Raw genomic sequence first — 16,560 nt, forward strand, 5'->3', positions numbered from 1 at the left:
GAGGACCGGGACCGTCCGGTCCACCGTCATGGAGGTGGCACATGTCCAAGGCCCTGACCCGTTTCGCCGACCGGATGCTCTCCCGGTTCGTGCCCGCCGGCAGCGCGGCCGCCCAGGAGTGCCCGTTCGTCGGCCAGTGGTGCATCGTCGGTTCCGGCTGCACCGCGACGAGGGGGCAGTACTGGCAGAACCGCTACCGCTGCTCGAACGGCACCTGGATCTACGAGTTCGATCACTGCGCCTTCTGCCGCTAACAGGGCCGCGCGCTCTGCCGCTGACGGCAAGGGGCCGGTCCTCGCGGACCGGCCCTCCTCAGCTCTGCGGCACCGGGAACGCCACCGGCCCGCGCAGCCCGCGCCGGTCGACGGCGCGGACGCCGAAGAACACGTTGTCCTTGCTCATCGCCACGCGCGCGCCGGTCACGTTTCCGACCGGGATCACGTGCGTCCAGTCCGGCGCCGAGGTCTCCCGCCACACGACCTCGTAGCCGCCGATGCCGGGCTCGGGGCCGCGGTTCCACACCAGCTCGGTGTCGTTGCTCAGGTTCGCGGTCAGGATCTTCACGCCGGTGAGCGTGCCGGGCGCGTTGGCCAGGGACCACACCGCCGCCAGGTTCGCCCGCGCGACCCGCGCTATGTAGTCGAAGTCGCAGAACTCCGGCAGGTCCCCGTAGCGCTTCCCGTTCTCCACGCGCACGTCCTGGTGCTGGTGGGCGAAGTCCTCGGCGGGCTCGGTGAAGCGCAGGGCCGGGAAGCCCTGCTCCAGGTACCCGATGTGGTCGCCGCCGCGCAGGTACCGGTCGCGGCGCCAGACCGGCCGCACCTCCGCGGCGCCGCGCGCGCCCCTCGTCGCCGCCAGGACGTGCCGCGCCAGCTGCCGGGTGGGCGAGTCGTTCTCGCCGCCGACGGCGCGCCGGACGTCGCCCTGCGCGGGGGTCTCCGCGGTCGGGACGCCCTCCACGAACAGCCGGACCGTGCGCGCGTCGCGGGTGCCGTCCTCGGCGGTGGAGCTGCCCACGATGTCGTTGGTGAACATGCCCTGGACGTCGACTCCGGCGGCCTTGTACCGCGCGGCCTGGTACCGGGACCCGTACAGGCCCTGCTCCTCGCCGGCCACGGCGGTCAGCACGATCGTGGCGGCGGGCTCGTGGGCGGCCAGCACCCGCGCCAGCTCCACCGCGACGGCCACGCCGGAGGCGTCGTCATCGGCGCCGGGGGCGTCGGCGGTGGCGTTCATGACGTCGGTGACCCGGGAGTCGTAGTGCCCGGACACGACGTAGGTCCGGTTCGGGGTGACCGTGCCGGGCAGCGTGGCGACGACGTTGGTGATCGTCGTCGGCGACGGGATGCGCGGGCCGGGTGGCTGCACATAGGACTGCGCGGTGACCTGGAGGCGCCCGCCGTAGCCGCGCAGCTCGGCCAGCAGCCAGTCGCGCGCGGCCCCGATCCCGCGCGCCGGATCGTCCTGCGCGGACAGGGTGTGGCGGGTGCCGAAGGAGACGAGCCGCCGCACGGTGGCCTCGATCCGGCCGGGATCGACCCGGCGCAGTAAGCGCGCCAGGTCCTCGGGGACGTGCGCGGCCTCCGGCTCGGCCGAGGCGCGCCCGGCGACGAGCGCGCCGCCGGCGGCGGCCAGCGCGCCGGTCAGCAGTACCCGGCGCGGAGCGCCGGTGGGCGGTTCCAACTGGGACATGCGTCCAAAGTAGACAATCCGGGGGGATCGGGCCGTGCCGGTGAGACCGTGAATGCGCCGCGCGCTCGTACGGATGCGTACGGATCCGCACGCCCGCGCCCGCCACCCCCGGCCCCCGTCGTCCTACTTTCATTACTGAACAGCCGCATCCACGGGGGATGCGGCTGTCCGCATGGAGGACGCTTGAACGACACGCGACCCGGCGCCCGGCTGCGCGCCGCGGTGCTGGCCCTGACGATGGCCGCGTCGACGGCGGTGGCCGTCACCGTGGCGACGGCTCCGGCCGCCGCCGCGCCACCGGCGAACGACTTCGTGATGGACTGGACGGCCTACCCGGCCGCCGACAACATCCCGATGGTCAAGGCGAGCATGACCGCCGTCTTCGGCGACGGCAATCGCAACGCGGTGCTGAACGGAAACGAGTGCGCCGCGGCGAAGAACGGCGCCGACGAGGCCGCCTACCCCAAGTACTGGTACTGCTTCGACAGCGGCGACACCAGCAGCTTCTACAACGGCCCCGACGACGGCGTCTCGGCCTGGATCCCGCAGGCGGTCACCACCACCGCCGACGCCCTCGACGACGAGGACTGGAACGGGAACAAGGGCATCATCGTCGGCTGGTACCACGAGGGCGGCAGCGGCGTGCGCATCTCGGTGCTGAACACCGCGACCAACACCTACCGCCACGTCCTCTTGGCCAACCCGTACTGGGACGGCGAGCGCTACACCTACAAGGCCCTCAAGGGCCTGCACGCCGGCGGCATGGCCTGGTACGGGGACTACCTCTACGTGGTGGACACCTTCTACGGGATCAGGGTCTTCGACACCAAGCACATCTTCGACCTGGGCGCCTCCACCAACGGCACCACCTCGTGCAGCGGCATCGGCTACGTCGACACCAACGCCAACGGGGTCGCCGACAAGTACTGCGCGAGCACCTACAAGTACGTGATGCCGCAGGTGGGCATGTGGCAGCAGGCCGGCACCGCGGGCCGCGACCCGAACAGCGCCGTCTACTGCGAGGCCGACTCCGGTGACTCGCGCTACTCCACCATCTCCATCGACCGGGACGCGCGCCCGCGCCATCAGCTCGTGGTCGGCGAGTACTGCGACGGCGGCGAGGCGTCCAACGGCCGGGTCGTCGCCTACGACATGGACGACCACCGCCTCATGGACGGCGTCCCCGACGCCTCGTGGGACCTGCCGGTGCGGCGCGTGCAGGGTGTGGCGAGCGCGGGCGGTTACGTGTTCCTCAACCAGAGCAACACCGCCGTCAACGCCGGGCGGCTGTTCCGGGCGACCAGGAGCGGCGGCGCGCTGACCGTGGTCGGCCAGGGCCTGGCCGCGCCCATCGGCCCCGAGGCCCTGTCCGTCTGGCGCAGCAGGAGCGAGGTGTGGTCGGTGACCGAACACAAGCACGCCACCGGAAACGGAAGGCGGATGCTCTACGCGATGCCCACCAGCTGGTGACCCCAGGGGGAGGCGGGGCGGGGGAAAATCGCTCTCGCCTCCCACCCTTCACCTCCCGTACGCTGGCCGGAATGACGGTGCCCGAACCCGGCCAGGTGCTCACCCCGGCCGCCTTCGTCGATGAGCTGCGCCGTTTGCGCGCCTGGTCGGACCTGTCGTACCGGGAGATCGAGCGCCGCGCCCGTTCGGCGGGCGACGTCCTCCCCGCCAGCACCCTCGCCGGTGCCCTCAACCGCGAGACGCTCCCGCCGCTGGCGGTGGTGACCGCCTTCGTGCGCGCCTGCGGCGGGGGAGTCACCGAATGGGCCGCGGCCTGGCGCCGCCTGGCCGAGAAGTCCGCCGCCCGCGCCCGGGTGTCCCGCGCGGCCGCGCCGCCCGCCCGGCGTGAGGCCGCGCCCGCCGTCGTCCCGCGCCTGATCCCGCCGCGCGGCGCGCACCTGGCCGGACGTGACGGCGAGCTCGCCCGTGTCACCGCCGCGCTGCTGGGGGAGGCCTCGGCGACGGTGCTGGTCACCGGCGCGGCCGGGATCGGCAAGACCAGTCTCGCCGTGCACGCCGCCCACGATCTGGCCGCCGACTTCCCCGACGGGCTGCTCTACGCCGATCTGCGCGGCGCGGGCACCGATCCGGCCGATCCGGCGGCGGTGCTCACCGGGTTCCTGCGCGCCCTGGGCTCGGTCGGCACCGCCGTGCCCGCCGATCACGACGGGCGCGTGCACCTGTACCGCTCGATCACCTCGCACCGGCGGATCCTCGTCGTCCTCGATGACGCGGCCGGGCCCGCGCACGTCCGCGATCTGCTGCCCACCGGCGACAACTGCGCCACCCTCGTCACCAGCCGCGCCGGGCTCGCCGGGCTCGACGGGCACCGTCTCCAGCTGGGGCTGTTGCCGCTGGCCGACGCCACCGCGCTGCTGCGCGAGATGATCGGCGACCGCCGCGCCGACGCCGATCCCGGGCAGGTCGAGGCCATCGCCGAGCACTGCGGGCGCCTCCCGCTGGCGGTGTGGATCGCCGGGGCCCGCCTGGCCGCGCGCCCCAACCTCCCGGTCGCCGTGGTCGCCGACGCCCTCGGCGACGCGCGGGGACGCCTGGACGCCCTCACCGTGGGCGACGTCGGCGTCCGCACCAGCCTGGAAGTGGGCCACCGCAGGCTCGGGCCCGACGCCGGTCGCCTCTTGCGGCTGCTGGCCCCCGTCCCCGGCGACTTCCCCGGCTGGGCCGCCTCGGCGCTCCTGGACGCCACGCCGCAGGCGGCCGAGCGCGCCCTCGACGAGCTCGTCGAGGTCCACCTGGTCGCCTCCATCGACCGCGACGGGCACGAGCGCTTCGGCCTGCACGACCTGGTCCGCGACTTCGCCGCCGAGCTGCCCGAACCGGGCCGCGAGGCCGCCTTCGCGCGGCTCCTGAGCGGCGCGATGCATCTGGCGGGTGAGGCCGAGTCCCGGGTCGGCACCGACTTCCAGGGCCTGCCGGGCCCGCCGGCGACGCGCTGGCGTCCCGACGCGGCCACCGTCGAGCGTGAACTCGCCGAGCCGCTGGCCTGGTTCGAGCGCGAGCACGGTTTCCTGATCCGGCTCAGCGAGCGGGGCCTGTCCGGGGCGGCGACCCGGCTGGTGCCCGCGACCTCGATCGCCGCCTCGCTCACCGCGTACTTCCAGGTCCGGGGCCTGTTCGAGGAGTGGCGGCGGGTGCAGACCCGCGCGCTGTCGGCCGCGCGGGACGCCGGGCTGTCGGTGGCCGCCGCGCGCCTGCATCGGGCCCTGGGGGAGTTCACGACCATTGTGGACGACTACCCCGCGGCGATCGCGCACTTCGAGGACTGCCTGGCCTTCGGGCCCGCCGACGATCCCGCCTACACCGCCGACGCCGTCGCCGGGCTCGCCTACGTGTGCCGCCTGACCGGCCGCTACGCCTCGGCGCTGACGCATTTCGAGCGCGCCCGCGACCTGGCCCGCCGCACCGGCAACCGCAACCTGGAGGTCTACGCGGTCAACGGGATCGGCGTGGTGTGGCTGGAGGAGGGCCGGCCGGGGCGGGCCGGTGAGCTGTTCCGCTCGGCGATGGAGCTCAGCCGCGAGGCCGGTTACCTGATGGGGGAGTCCCAGTCGCACCGCTGCCTCGGGCAGGCCGCCCGCAACTCCGGGGACCTGGAGTCGGCGCTGCGGCACTACGGCGACGCCGAGCGCATCAGCCTGGACCTGGACGACCGGCTGGGCACCGCGCACGCCCGCGTGTGGCTCGGCGACGTCCACGCGCGCCTCGGGGACCGCGGCCGCGGGCACCGGCTGATGGCCGAGAGCCTGTGGGTCTACCGCGCCTACGCCAACACGTGGGGCGAGGCGGCCGTCCTGCACTGCCTGGCGGTCTCGCACCTGGCGGCCGGGCGTGCCGAGCGCGCGCTGACCCGCGCCTCCCGCGCCGCGCGGTTGTGGGAGTCGATCGGGACGCCCGCGTGGGCCGCCACCGGGCTGGACGTGCTCGCCGCGGTGCACACCGCGCTGGACGACGCCGATGAGGCCCGCGCGGCCGAGGCGCGGGCGGCACTGTTGCGCGCGGGACTGGAGCACGTGCCCGAGGGGGCGTGACCGCGGCCCGTTCATCGTCCCTTATGGACATTCGGGCGGTCTCGCCCGCGCGCCTACGGTGAAGGCTCGATTCACCGAAAGGCGGACGGCATGAGCGAACGGGCGACGCGATGATGTGGGTGGGCGGACGGCGGGTCCGCGCGGGCGACCCCCTCACCGAGGCGAGGGCGGCGGCGTTCGTCGCCGACGACGTGGTGCGCGACTTCGCCGACTGGGCCGAGGTCACCGCCTACATCGACCGGGCCACCGACTACATCGGGACCCTTCCCGGACCCAACTGCGCCGGAGCGTGGATCTGGTTCGAGCACGACGCGCACATGAACGTCATCGGCGAGGACCACAGCTACATCGAATTCAACGAGCTGGGCGCGGCGGTGCGTGCGCGGTCCTTCACCTACGAACCCTTCAGCACCGATGTCCTGGCCCCCGGCTCCGAGCTGGCGCGGGTCTACCTGGACGAGAACCGGCAGCGGATGAATGCCCTCGGCATCGCCGCCGCGCCCGACCACCGCCGGTACGGTGGCGAATCGCTCTACCCGAAGATCGCCGACACCACCGCCGACCTCATCCCGTACTTCACCGGCGTCAAGGACATGGCGCAGCAGCGCCCGCCGAACTGGGACGGCATCCCCAACCAGCGCTACCTGCGCATGGCGTGGGCGCACGCGCACGACATCGCCGCCGCGGGCGCGGCCTCGCCCGAGGAGACCGTGCTGGTCCACGAGTACAACACGCACCGGAACCTGCTGGGCGGCTGGATCAACGGGCTCACCTTCCGCGGGTACCTCGGCGTCTCCATCGACGGGCACCGCGACTTTTACGCGCCGCTGCGGGACTTCTGCGCCGCCTACTGCGACCTGATGCTCCAGCGCGCCTTCACCGACCCCGGCATCCAGCCGGCCGAGCGCCTGGAGCTCCAGGGGCTGCCCCGGACCTCGCCGCAGAAGATGCTGAAGATCTTCAACCGGTGGCGCAACTTCTACATGGCCGGTGTCGTCGCCCAGGCCAGCGCCAACAACGTCCGCTACGCGGCCATGGGCAGCTACCACATGAACTGGCTGCGGCGTAAAGGGCGGATGCCCGCCGCGGTCCACATGTACGACGTGGGCCCGCTGGGACACGCCGACGTCGCCCTGGCCTACTCCGACGCCCTCCGCGTCACCCGATGAGAGGAGCACCGGCATGGCACCCGAAGCGGCCGGCCTGCGCGCCGACCTCCTGATCACCCGCCTGCGGCACTCCGGCGACGTCACCGCCGCGCAGACCCTGTGGCGGCTCGGCGACCGGTTCCACCTGCGCGACGTCTCCGGCCGTCCCCTCAACCAGATCCTCGCCGACGCCACCGGCGAGCGCGGCATCGGTTTCGAGCCGCGCTCCAAGGAAGAGATCATGGACACCCGCGAGGCCATGGAGGGCACCGTGGACGTGTGGGGCGACCTCGCCGCGGGCAAGGCGGTGGTGCGCGTCGACGACCTCAAGCCGGTCACGGTGGACGTGAAGGCCGTCCTGCCGCTCGCCACGGGCCTGCTGGCGGGGGACCTCGCGGGCCGCGCGCCCGGCGGGCGCGTCCGCTTCCTCGACCGCGACTGCGCCGAGTACATCTCCGAGCTGTCCGGTACGCGCGAGGGCGCGCGCTGGGTGACGAAGGTCCGCACCCTTGTGGCCGGGCCGCACGTCCTGCTGCGGGAGGCCGTCGACGCGGCGACCGGGATGGGCCTGCGGACCGAGGTGACCGCTCTCGCCGAGGGCGCGGTCACCTCCGCCGAGGTCACGCCACCGAAGTGAGCACGGCCTAAGCGAGTGTTTCCGGCATGAGACGCGCCAGCCGCCGGTAGGAGTCCAGGCGGGCGGCCGGGTCGAAGGTGTTCAGCGTGACCAGCACCTCGTCGGCACCGGCCGCCCGGACCAGGCCGCCCAGCGCCGCCGCGACCTCCTCCTCGGTGCCGTGGACGTTGCCCGCGACGGCCTCGGTGAGCATCCGCTCCTCGCGCTCGGTCTTGACCAGGGCGGCCACCTCGTCGGCAGGGGTCAGCGCCGGGAAGAACCCGCGCGTGCGGGAGACCACCGTCGCCCACGCCTCCGACAGCTGCATGTGCCGCGCCTCGGCGTCGGTGGCGGCCACCGCGACATTGGCGGCGATGACGACGTAGGGGCGCTCGCCGGTGAAGGACGCCCGGTACCGCGCCACGGCGTCGGTGAGCCGGGCACCGTCGCGTCCGGCGGCGATGACCAGCGGCAGCCCGTGCGCGGCGGCGATGTCGGCGCCGCCGTTGATCGCCAGCACGAACGCCGGGACCCGCAGCCCCTCGGCGGGCAGCGCGTGGACGCCCGGATGCGCCGGGTTCCCGCCCGCGAACCACGACAGCAGCTCGCCGAGGCGCTCGCCGAAGGCCTCGGCCTCGTCCTTGCCGACGCCGAGGGCCCGCCGGACGCCGTCGGTGAAGCCGACCGAGCGGCCCAGTCCCATGTCGATGCGGCCGGGGAACAGCGATTCCAGGACCCCGAACTGCTCGGCGACGACCATCGGGTTGTGGTTGGGCAGCATCACGCCGCCGGTGCCGACCCTGATGCGGCTGGTGGCCGCCGCGACGGCCGAGGCCAGGACGGTGGGCGCCGATCCGGCCACGCCCGGCACGCTGTGGTGCTCGGAGACCCAGAAGCGGTGGTAGCCGAGTTCCTCGACGGCCCGCGCGAACACGATGGTGTCGCGCAGCGCCTGCGCGGCACCGTGCCCCTCGCGGACCAGGGAGCGGTCGAGTACCGAGATGCGCGTCATGATCATCGCAACCGGCCCGGCGCGGGGGCGATTCCCCGACGTGACGAAGACCCCGGTGGCGGGCCCCCGGAGGGACCCGCCACCTTGAGGGAGGAGCGGGACGGCGGGCGGACCCGCCGTCCCATCCCGGCCGGCCGCGTCGCCCGCCAGGAGAGTTTCGTGCGTCGCGGCCGGTCAGGCCGGCCCGAGCCGTCCGTCGAGGAGCGACAGGATGACCGGGTTGTCCTGGTAGACCTGGTTCTTGGCGGTGGTGCCGCCGGCGTCGAAGGTCTTGACCCGGACGCCCTCGATGGCGGGGCTGAGGTACTTGTAGCCCCAGATCGGGATGCGGGGGAGCAGCTCGTTGAACACGGTGGCGATCTTGCGGACCGCCTCCTTCTGCTTCTCCGCGTCGGGGTCGGTCTTGGCGGTCAGGATCAGGGCGTCGACGTCGACGTCGCCCAGGGTCGGGCTCTTCATCTTCAGGTCGAGCATCTGGCCGGGCGCCTCGGCGGTCCGGCCGTTGTCCACCTGGAAGTTCATGAAGCCGGCGCCCCAGTACTCGGGGTTGAACGGGTTGCCCCAGTGCCGGACGGCGACCTCCCACTTGCCCGAGGACCACACGCCCCACGGGTTGTCGCCGGGCACGTTGTTGGCCTTGGTCTCGATGCCGAAGGCGGTCCACGCCTCGGCGACCTGGGAGGCGGTGAGCTCGAAGTCGTTCCAGCCCTGGACGCCGATGACCTCGAAGGTGGCCGGCTTCCCGTCGGGCAGGTGCCACTTGCCGTCGGTCTTCTTCCAGCCCGCCTCGGTCAGCAGCGCCTCGGCCTTGGCGGTGTCGTACTTGTAGACCTCGAACTTGGCCAGCTGGTCGGCGGTGAAGAGCTCCTCGCTCTGCACGTCCGGGAGGCCGTTGTCGTACTTGGAGACGTAGAAGGTCTTGCCGCGCGCGATCTTGCCGACCTTCTCGAAGTCCAGGGCGTAGGCGAGGGCCTTGCGGACGCGCGCGTCCTTCAGCTCCGGCTTGGACGCGTAGTTGAACATCACGCCCGCGCCGTCGTAACCGGGCGTCTCCAGCAGCTTCAGGCCCGACACCGCCGAGAAGGTCTCGTGCTCGGTGGGGGTGAAGGCGTTGGTGGAGTAGTCGAGCTTGCGCTCCACCAGGAACTGCGCGGCGGCCTTGTTGTCGCCCTTGTAGATGGTGACCTTGTCGAACTTGACCTTGTCGGCGCCGTAGCCGCCGGTGTTCTTCACGAACGTCAGGACGGTGTCCGAGCTCTGCCCCAGGTCCAGCTTGAACGGGCCGGAGCAGACGAAGTTCTCCGGCTTGAGGGCCAGCAGCTCGTCGTTGAAGGCGGTCTGCTTCGGGTCGGCGTTCTTCACGCCCTCCGTCAGCATCGCGATCGCCTTGTCGCCCAGGGCACCGTGGGTGGCCTTCGGCCACACGCGCTGCTTGAGGATGGGCCGCTCCATGCCCGGGTACGGCTTGTCCACGGTCAGCTTCAGCTGGTGGTCGTCGACCACGTCGATCTGCTTCACCATCGGCCACGCGTCACCCCACACCGGGGTGTTCAGGATCAGCGTCGCGTAGGTGCGGTGGAAGTCGGCCGAGGTCAGGTCGCTGCCGTCGCTCCACTTCACGCCCTTGCGGACGTTGATGACCAGGACCGGGCCCTCCCACGAGTGGGACTCGATCAGCTGGTACAGCCACGTCTTGGCACCCCAGTCGTAGAACGCGCCGGTGGTCGCGAACAGGTCGGCGTAGATCGACGACAGCAGCAGACCGCCGTTGGCGTCGGCGGCGTTCATGTTCTGGGTGTCGCGCTTGAAGTCGTAGACACCGGTGAACTCGCCGCCGCTCTTGCCGCCGCCGTCGTCCCCGGAGCCGCACGCGGTCAGGGCGGTCGCGCCCGTGGCGGCGACGGCGGTCAGGCCCATCACCTGAAACAGGCGCCGCCGGGAGATGTCGAACTGAGAGGTCACAGCCTCTTCCTTTCTCGAATGAGGGCGAAGGTGGAGATGAGCGCGAGGAACAGCCCCATGCCGAGGGTCAGCACGGTGATGACGAATTCGGCCGTCCGGGGTTGCAGGAAGAGCAGCATCACCGCGGGCACGGTGATGAGGAAGATCGCCATGTACAGACCCATGCGGGCCACGAAGGCCAGCATCAGTTCGCACCGGCCCGCGCCGGCCCGTGGTCTCGCGCAACCACGTGACAGGCCAGCCGCCGGGCGTCCCCGTTGATCAAGGAGAGCGGCGGTGCGGAGGCATCGCAGAGACCCGGCTCGAACAGCGGGCACCTGGGATGGAACGTGCATCCGGAGGGGAGCGCGGTCAGGCTCGGGATCTCCGAGCTGCGCAACCGGACGGTCTTCTTCTCGCGGGCCAGCCGCGGGTCCGGTTCGCAGACCGCGGAGATGAGGGCCTTGGTGTAGGGGTGCTGCGGATCATTGATGATCTGCGGCGTCGGGCCCTGCTCGACGATCTCGCCGAGGTACATCACGGCGATCTCGCCGTCCCAGGCGAAGTACTTGGCCACCGCCAGGTCGTGGGTGATGAACAGGAAGCCGACGTCCAGGTCGTCCCGCAGCCGCCCCAGCGTGTTCAGCAGGCTCACCCGGATCGACACGTCCAGCATCGAGGTCGATTCATCGGCGATGAGCACCTGCGGCCCCATCGCCAGCGCGCGGGCGATCGCCACGCGCTGCCGCTGCCCGCCGGAGAGCTGGTGCGGGTACTTGTCCAGATAGGACTCCGCCGGGGTGAGGTCGACCAGCTCCAGCAGCTCGGCGGCCTTGGCGCGCGCCTCGGTGCGCGTCTTGACCAGCTTGTGCCGCCGCAGCCCGGCGGTCACCGTCGAGTAGACCGTGCGCACCGGGTTCAGCGAGGCGTAGGGGTCCTGGTGGATGTATTGGACGGCCTCGCGGAACGCCTGCCGCGACGCCGAGTCCATCGTGTTGACGTCCTCGCCCTTGTAGCGGACCCACCCGGCCGTCGGCCGCGTCAGCCCGGCCGCCGCGCGAGCCGTGGTGGTCTTGCCGCAGCCGGACTCCCCGACCAGGCACAGGACCTTCCCGGGGCGCACCTCCAGGTCCACCCCCGCCACCGCCCGCACGTCGCCGCGTTTAGTGCGGAAGATCTGCTCGCACTTGCTCAGTTCCAGCAGCGGGGCGGATTCGGTCTGCTCAGGCACGGGCCACCACCTTGCGGGTGTACTCGATGTCCCCGGCGCGCAGGCAGGCCGCGGCGTGCCCGCCGTCCTCGCCGCGAGGGGTCAGCACGGTCAGGGACGGGACGGTCTCGCGGCAGGCGTCGACGGCCCACTCGCAGCGCGGGTGGAACGAGCACCCGGACGGCAGGTCGGCCAGGCTCGGCGGGGAGCCCGCGATCGACGACAGCTCCGGCAGGTCGCCGATCACCGGCGGCACGGCCTTGATCAGCCCGACGGTGTAGGGGTGCCGGGGCTCGTAGAAGACGTCCTCGGCGGAGCCCTTCTCGATGATCCGCCCGGCGTACATCGTCGCCACCCGGTCGGCCAGCTCGGCGGCCAGCCCCAGGTCGTGGGTGATGAAGATCATCGCGAAACCGAGACGTTCCCGCAGCTCGTGCAGCTGCTCCACGATGGAGCGCTGCGTGAGGATGTCCAGCGCGGTGGTCGGCTCGTCCAGCACCAGCACCTGCGGTTCCAGGGCCAGGGCCAGCGCGATCAGGATCCGCTGCTTCATACCCCCCGACAGCTCGTGCGGGAACGACTTCAGGACCCGCTCGGGCTCCAGCCGCACCATGCTCAGCAGCTCCGTGGCGCGCGCGGTGATCTCGGCGCGCGTCCGCCGCTTCTCGCCCTCGTGCGAGCGGAGCGTGTCGGTGAAGTGCTCGCCGATGCGCAGCACCGGGTTGAAGGAGTTCATCGCGCCCTGGAAGACCATGGCCGCCTCGTGCCAGCGGAACCGGCGCAGCTCCTCCTTGGCCAGGCCGGTGATGTCGACCGACATGCCGTCCTTGAGGCGGTAGACGATCTCCCCTTTGGACACCTGGCCCAGGCGCGGCAGCAGCCGCAGCAGCCCCAGACCCAGGGTGGTCTTGCCGCAGCCGGACTCCCCGACCAGCGCCATCGACTGGCCCGGGTACAGGTCGAAGGACACGTCCTGGGCGGCGGTCACCGAGGTGCGGCGGCCGGTCCGGTACACGATGGACAGGTCCCGGACGGACAGGATGGGTTCGCGCATCGTCGACCTACCTTTCCCGCAGGCGCGGGTTGAGGGCCTGCTCCAGCGACCGGGTCACCAGCACCAGCCCGACCTGGAACAGCGCGATCATGGCCAGCGGCGCCAGCAGGAACGGCAGGGCGCGCGGCAGCAGGTAGGCGGAGTTCTGCCAGGCCTGCTGGATCATCAGTCCCCAGTTCTCCGCCGTCGAGGGCAGCAGCCCCAGCAGGTAGAGCCCGACGATGGCGTAGATGGCGTTGGTGACGGCGATGATGAAGTTGATGAAGATGTAGCCGGCCATGTTCGGCAGGATGTCGACGAACACCACCCGGGTCGTCCCGAGGTTCTGCAGCTTGGCGGCCTCGATGAACTCGCGTTCCTTCAGCGTCAGCACCTGCGCCCGGATCGAGCGCGTCAGGAACGGCCAGGTCAGCAGCCCGATGATGAGCGCGACCATGAGCGGGGAGATGTTCCGGAAGTAGGAGGCGACGATGATCAGCACCGTGATGAACGGGATGGTCATGGTGATGTCGGTGGCCTGCAGGACGATGTCGTCGAAGCGCCCGCGCAGGTAACCGGCCAGCGCGCCCAGGATCACCGCGACGACCACGGTGATGGCCGCCGCCAGCGCGCCCACCCAGATCGGCTCGGCGCCGCCCAGGACGAGTTTGGTGAAGGTGTCCTTGCCTTCGAAGTTGGTGCCCAGCCAGTGCTCGCCGGACATCGGCAGCCACAGCGCGTCGGGGTCGGTCGGGTTGTCGTGGTCGACCAGGAACCGGCCGAGGAAGACGAACGCCAGGATCGCCACGACGATGCACATCCCGGTGAAGCCGCTGGGGCTGCGGGTGATGCCCTGCCAGAGGACGGAGAGGGTGCCCCCTGTGCCCTTCTTGGTCTTCGTGCTCACGAGGAGGCCTCCACATCGGACACGCGCACCCGGGGGTCGAGCCGCCCGTAGATGAGGTCGGCGATCCAGTTGGTGAAGACCACGCAGGAGGTGGTGATCACCAGGACGCCCTGCAGGACGAAGTAGTCGCGGTTGTTGACCGCGCTCAGCGACAGCAGCCCGAGCCCCTCGTAGGCCAGGACCTGCTCCACCAGGATCGAGCCGCCGATGACGGTGGCCAGCGCGATGGCGACCTGCGGCACCAGCGGCAGGACGGCGTTGCGGCCGACGTAGGTCAGCGCGATGCGCTTGTCGGTGAGGCCGCGCGCCCTGGCCACGGTGACGTAGTCGTCGCCGAGGACCTCGGTGGTCGCCGCCTTCATGACCAGCATCCAGGTGCCGATGGTGGCGATCGCGTAGGTGCTGATGGGCAGGATGCCGTGGTAGAGCGCGTCCCCGATGAAGTCGAGGTTGAAGCCGGGCTGCACGCCCTGGCCGTAGCGCCCGCGCATGTCCAGGAAGTTGATGACGCCCAGGAGCGTGCTGCCGACGGTCACCAGGGTGATCGCGATCAGGTAGTTCGGGATGGCGCCCAGGATCGAGGCGATCAGGCTCAGCGCGTGGTCGACGCGGCTGTTGCGGCGGTAGGCCATGACCATGCCGAACAGCAGCCCGAGGGTGATGGCGATGGTGACACCGGCGCCCACCGAGAACAGCGTCCACGGCAGGACCTTCATGATCACCTCGCTGACCGGGACGCCGACCTGCGTGACGCTGGTGCCCATGTCCCCGGTGACCAGGCCGGAGAAGTAGTCCCACCACTGCTCCCACAGCGGCGCGCCGGGATCGAAGGCCAGCGACTGGATCGCCAGGGCCCGCGCCTCCACAGGGGACACACCGCGCTGGCTGATCTGCCCGGCCAGCACGTCGACCGGGTCGCCGGGCATGGCGCGCATGAGGAAGAACCCGGCGTTGGTGACGATGAAGACGACCAGGACGCCGCGGCGGAACCGCCGGAAGGCGTAGGAGCGCCAGATCCGGAGCGCGACCCGCCCGGCCCGCCGCAATCGCGTAGGGGGTGGGGCGCTCGCGGGGGGTGCGGGGGTTTTCACGGACACTCGCCGTCTCCTCAAAGACCAGCCGATGCAGGAAAGTCTCTTTGCAAAAGGAAGTTATCCGTAGTGCCCGTGGTCACACCAGATCGGCTATCAAATCGTTACCTTTCTTGAGCATTGGATTGACCTGTTTGACGCCGAAGAGGGACCAGAACTCGGGTAGGAGTGACTTGCGCCACTTCGCGTCCACAAGGGACCTTTAATGGCTTGCGTACCGTCACCGGGAAGCAACAAAAAGCACCGGTGGCGCGCGTTTCCGCACACCACCGGTGATCTTGTGACCTCAGTGTCCCGGGCTACTCCTGACGGCGCTGCCGGATCATCGCCAGGACGCCGACGCCCACCAGGCTCAGGCCGAGCGCGGACATGATGCCGATCCACAGCTTGACGCCGGTCGTCGGCAGCACCGGGCCCGTGGTGGGCGCCGTGGGTGCCGGGCCTTGCGAGGACGGGGTTGTCGTCGGACCGGTCGGCACCGGGCCGCTGGACGACGGCGACGTGGTCGGCGAGGCGGTGGGGGAGGAGGTCGGCGAGCTCGTCGGGGAGCTCGTGGGTGACGCGGTCGGCGACGCCGTGGGCGAGGCGGTCGGGGAGGCCGTCGGGGACGCGGTGGGGCTCGCGGTGGGCGAGGCCGTCGGGCTGGCGGTCGGCGACGCCGTCGGCGAGACCGTGGGGGACGGGGTCGGCGAGCTCGTGGGCGAGCTGGTCGGCGACGCGGTCGGGGACGCGGTGGGGCTCGCCGTCGGCGAGGCGCTCGACGAGGACGTCGGGCTGGGCGTCGGCTTCGTGCAGGACGGCAGGTCGCCGGTGAAGGGGTAGGAGTGGAACTCGTTGCCCGTGCCGCCGCCGGGTCCACCGTGGATGACGTTCCCGGCGGTGAAGAAGCGGCCGTTCATGCCGGGCACGACCACGCTGGTGGTGCTGGCGGGGGCGCCGACGAGGACGCTGCCCTGGAACTGGGCGGTGCCGCCGAAGTTGGGCGTGGTGGCCTCCGGGATGTTCCACAGCATCGTCTCGCGCAGCGGCGTCCAGGTGTCGGGATTGCTGCCGGTGGCCTTGATGGTCCAGTCGGGTTTGGTGACGTTGATCAGGACGGTCGCCCCGGCCGGGATCCCGGCGAACTGGATGTCGACCGCGCCGCCGCCGGCGGTCTGGATGTCGCGGTCGACGTAGAAGACCTGGAGCTGTGAGGTCCCGTCGCCGGTGAAGGTGACCACCGGCCCGGTCTGGTTACTGGGGTAGGTGACGGTCCCGGTGGCGGGCACCTTGGACTGGTCGGCGTAGCAGGCCGAGGCCTCCTCCAGCTCGCCGCGCAGGTCGGTGTAGGGCGCCACCGCGTTCGGGTCCTGGATCTTCTGGTCGGCGTTGATCGTGCCGGTCGCGGTCCCGGCATAGCGGACGTTCCCGCCGGCCGCCTCCAGGATCTGCGGGGTGGTGATGGTGATGTTCCCGCCGACGGTCAGGAAGTCGCTGCCGGGCGGCGGCTGCACCTGCGAGCCGACGCCGACGATGCCCACGTTGTACAGGCCGCCGCTGCCGGCGGCCTTGTTCTGGGTGAAGTCGCCCAGGACGACGATCTTGCCCTCGGCCTCGGCGGCGCGGTCCTGGACCGAGTAGTTCCCGCCGACGTAGACGTTGATCGCCGCGTCGTAACCGGCGGCCGGGCCGGTGTGCGGCTCGTCCCAGCCGGTCGGGCAGTCACCGCCCAGACAGGGACCGAGCCCGCCGGGCAGCGGATCGGCCGATCCGGGCAGGGCCATGACGATGCCCAGTAGCGCGGCCACCCCGGCCACGGTCAGCACGACTGCGAGACGGGCTCTGGTGCGCACGTGGATCCCCCAGATAGACG

14 protein-coding genes are annotated in these 16,560 nt (G+C 71.4%); 5 read left to right on the plus strand and 9 right to left on the minus strand.

Translation table 11 applies throughout. The annotated features are described in order from the left end of the window. Positions 1 to 41: 41 nt before the first annotated feature. Complete coding sequence (locus tag QSK10_RS31505) at positions 42 to 254, plus strand: hypothetical protein (RefSeq protein WP_285667108.1); 213 nt, start codon at positions 42 to 44, stop codon at positions 252 to 254. A gap of 58 nt (positions 255 to 312) precedes the next feature. Here the strand turns inward: QSK10_RS31505 and QSK10_RS31510 are convergent, their stop codons facing one another. Further along, the gene (locus QSK10_RS31510) at positions 313 to 1,692 is read right to left on the minus strand and encodes a M20/M25/M40 family metallo-hydrolase (RefSeq protein ID WP_285667110.1); all 1,380 of its coding nucleotides are present in this window, start codon (positions 1,690 to 1,692) and stop codon (positions 313 to 315) included. Between the two features lie 183 nt (positions 1,693 to 1,875). On the opposite strand from QSK10_RS31510, the gene QSK10_RS31515 reads away from it, so the two are divergent. The 4 genes from QSK10_RS31515 to QSK10_RS31530 all read left to right on the plus strand — a co-directional run bounded on the left by QSK10_RS31515 (position 1,876) and on the right by QSK10_RS31530 (position 7,535). Continuing rightward, entirely contained in the window at positions 1,876 to 3,162 is a 1,287-nt protein-coding gene (locus QSK10_RS31515) for a hypothetical protein (RefSeq protein ID WP_285667112.1), read from the plus strand. A gap of 71 nt (positions 3,163 to 3,233) precedes the next feature. Beyond that, positions 3,234 to 5,750 carry an ATP-binding protein gene (locus QSK10_RS31520; RefSeq protein ID WP_285667114.1) on the plus strand — a complete coding sequence of 839 codons (2,517 nt, stop codon included), beginning with the start codon at positions 3,234 to 3,236 and terminating at the stop codon, positions 5,748 to 5,750. Positions 5,751 to 5,860: 110 nt separating this feature from the next. Continuing rightward, complete coding sequence (locus tag QSK10_RS31525; RefSeq protein ID WP_285667116.1) at positions 5,861 to 6,919, plus strand: hypothetical protein; 1,059 nt, start codon at positions 5,861 to 5,863, stop codon at positions 6,917 to 6,919. Positions 6,920 to 6,932: 13 nt separating this feature from the next. Beyond that, positions 6,933 to 7,535, plus strand: coding sequence for a hypothetical protein (locus QSK10_RS31530; RefSeq protein ID WP_285667117.1), 603 nt, complete (start codon positions 6,933 to 6,935; stop codon positions 7,533 to 7,535). Between the two features lie 7 nt (positions 7,536 to 7,542). Here QSK10_RS31530 and QSK10_RS31535 read toward each other — a convergent pair whose 3' ends face one another. The 8 genes from QSK10_RS31535 to QSK10_RS31570 all read right to left on the minus strand — a co-directional run bounded on the left by QSK10_RS31535 (position 7,543) and on the right by QSK10_RS31570 (position 16,540). Continuing rightward, the gene (locus QSK10_RS31535) at positions 7,543 to 8,526 is read right to left on the minus strand and encodes an MsnO8 family LLM class oxidoreductase (RefSeq protein WP_285667118.1); all 984 of its coding nucleotides are present in this window, start codon (positions 8,524 to 8,526) and stop codon (positions 7,543 to 7,545) included. 174 nt (positions 8,527 to 8,700) lie between these two features. Further along, positions 8,701 to 10,488 (minus strand): ABC transporter substrate-binding protein, encoded by a 1,788-nt coding sequence (locus tag QSK10_RS31540; RefSeq protein ID WP_285667119.1) that lies wholly within the window; start codon positions 10,486 to 10,488, stop codon positions 8,701 to 8,703. Further along, complete coding sequence (locus tag QSK10_RS31545) at positions 10,485 to 10,673, minus strand: hypothetical protein (RefSeq protein ID WP_285667120.1); 189 nt, start codon at positions 10,671 to 10,673, stop codon at positions 10,485 to 10,487. The genes QSK10_RS31540 and QSK10_RS31545 overlap by 4 nt, the downstream gene beginning before the upstream one ends. Further along, positions 10,673 to 11,698: an ABC transporter ATP-binding protein gene (locus tag QSK10_RS31550; protein ID WP_285667122.1), complete on the minus strand. Its 1,026-nt coding sequence runs from the start codon at positions 11,696 to 11,698 to the stop codon at positions 10,673 to 10,675. The genes QSK10_RS31545 and QSK10_RS31550 overlap by 1 nt, the downstream gene beginning before the upstream one ends. After that, complete coding sequence (locus QSK10_RS31555) at positions 11,691 to 12,731, minus strand: ABC transporter ATP-binding protein (RefSeq protein ID WP_285667123.1); 1,041 nt, start codon at positions 12,729 to 12,731, stop codon at positions 11,691 to 11,693. Before QSK10_RS31555 ends, QSK10_RS31550 begins: the two co-directional genes overlap by 8 nt. Before the next feature lie 7 nt (positions 12,732 to 12,738). After that, entirely contained in the window at positions 12,739 to 13,617 is an 879-nt protein-coding gene (locus tag QSK10_RS31560; protein WP_285667125.1) for an ABC transporter permease, read from the minus strand. After that, positions 13,614 to 14,714 carry an ABC transporter permease gene (locus tag QSK10_RS31565; protein ID WP_285667126.1) on the minus strand — a complete coding sequence of 367 codons (1,101 nt, stop codon included), beginning with the start codon at positions 14,712 to 14,714 and terminating at the stop codon, positions 13,614 to 13,616. Before QSK10_RS31565 ends, QSK10_RS31560 begins: the two co-directional genes overlap by 4 nt. A 293-nt stretch (positions 14,715 to 15,007) precedes the next feature. Further along, positions 15,008 to 16,540, minus strand: coding sequence for a choice-of-anchor A family protein (locus QSK10_RS31570; RefSeq protein ID WP_285667128.1), 1,533 nt, complete (start codon positions 16,538 to 16,540; stop codon positions 15,008 to 15,010). Between the last annotated feature and the right edge of the window lie 20 nt (positions 16,541 to 16,560).

Source organism: Actinorhabdospora filicis, assembly GCF_030269765.1.
GTDB lineage: Bacteria > Actinomycetota > Actinomycetes > Mycobacteriales > Micromonosporaceae > Actinorhabdospora > Actinorhabdospora filicis.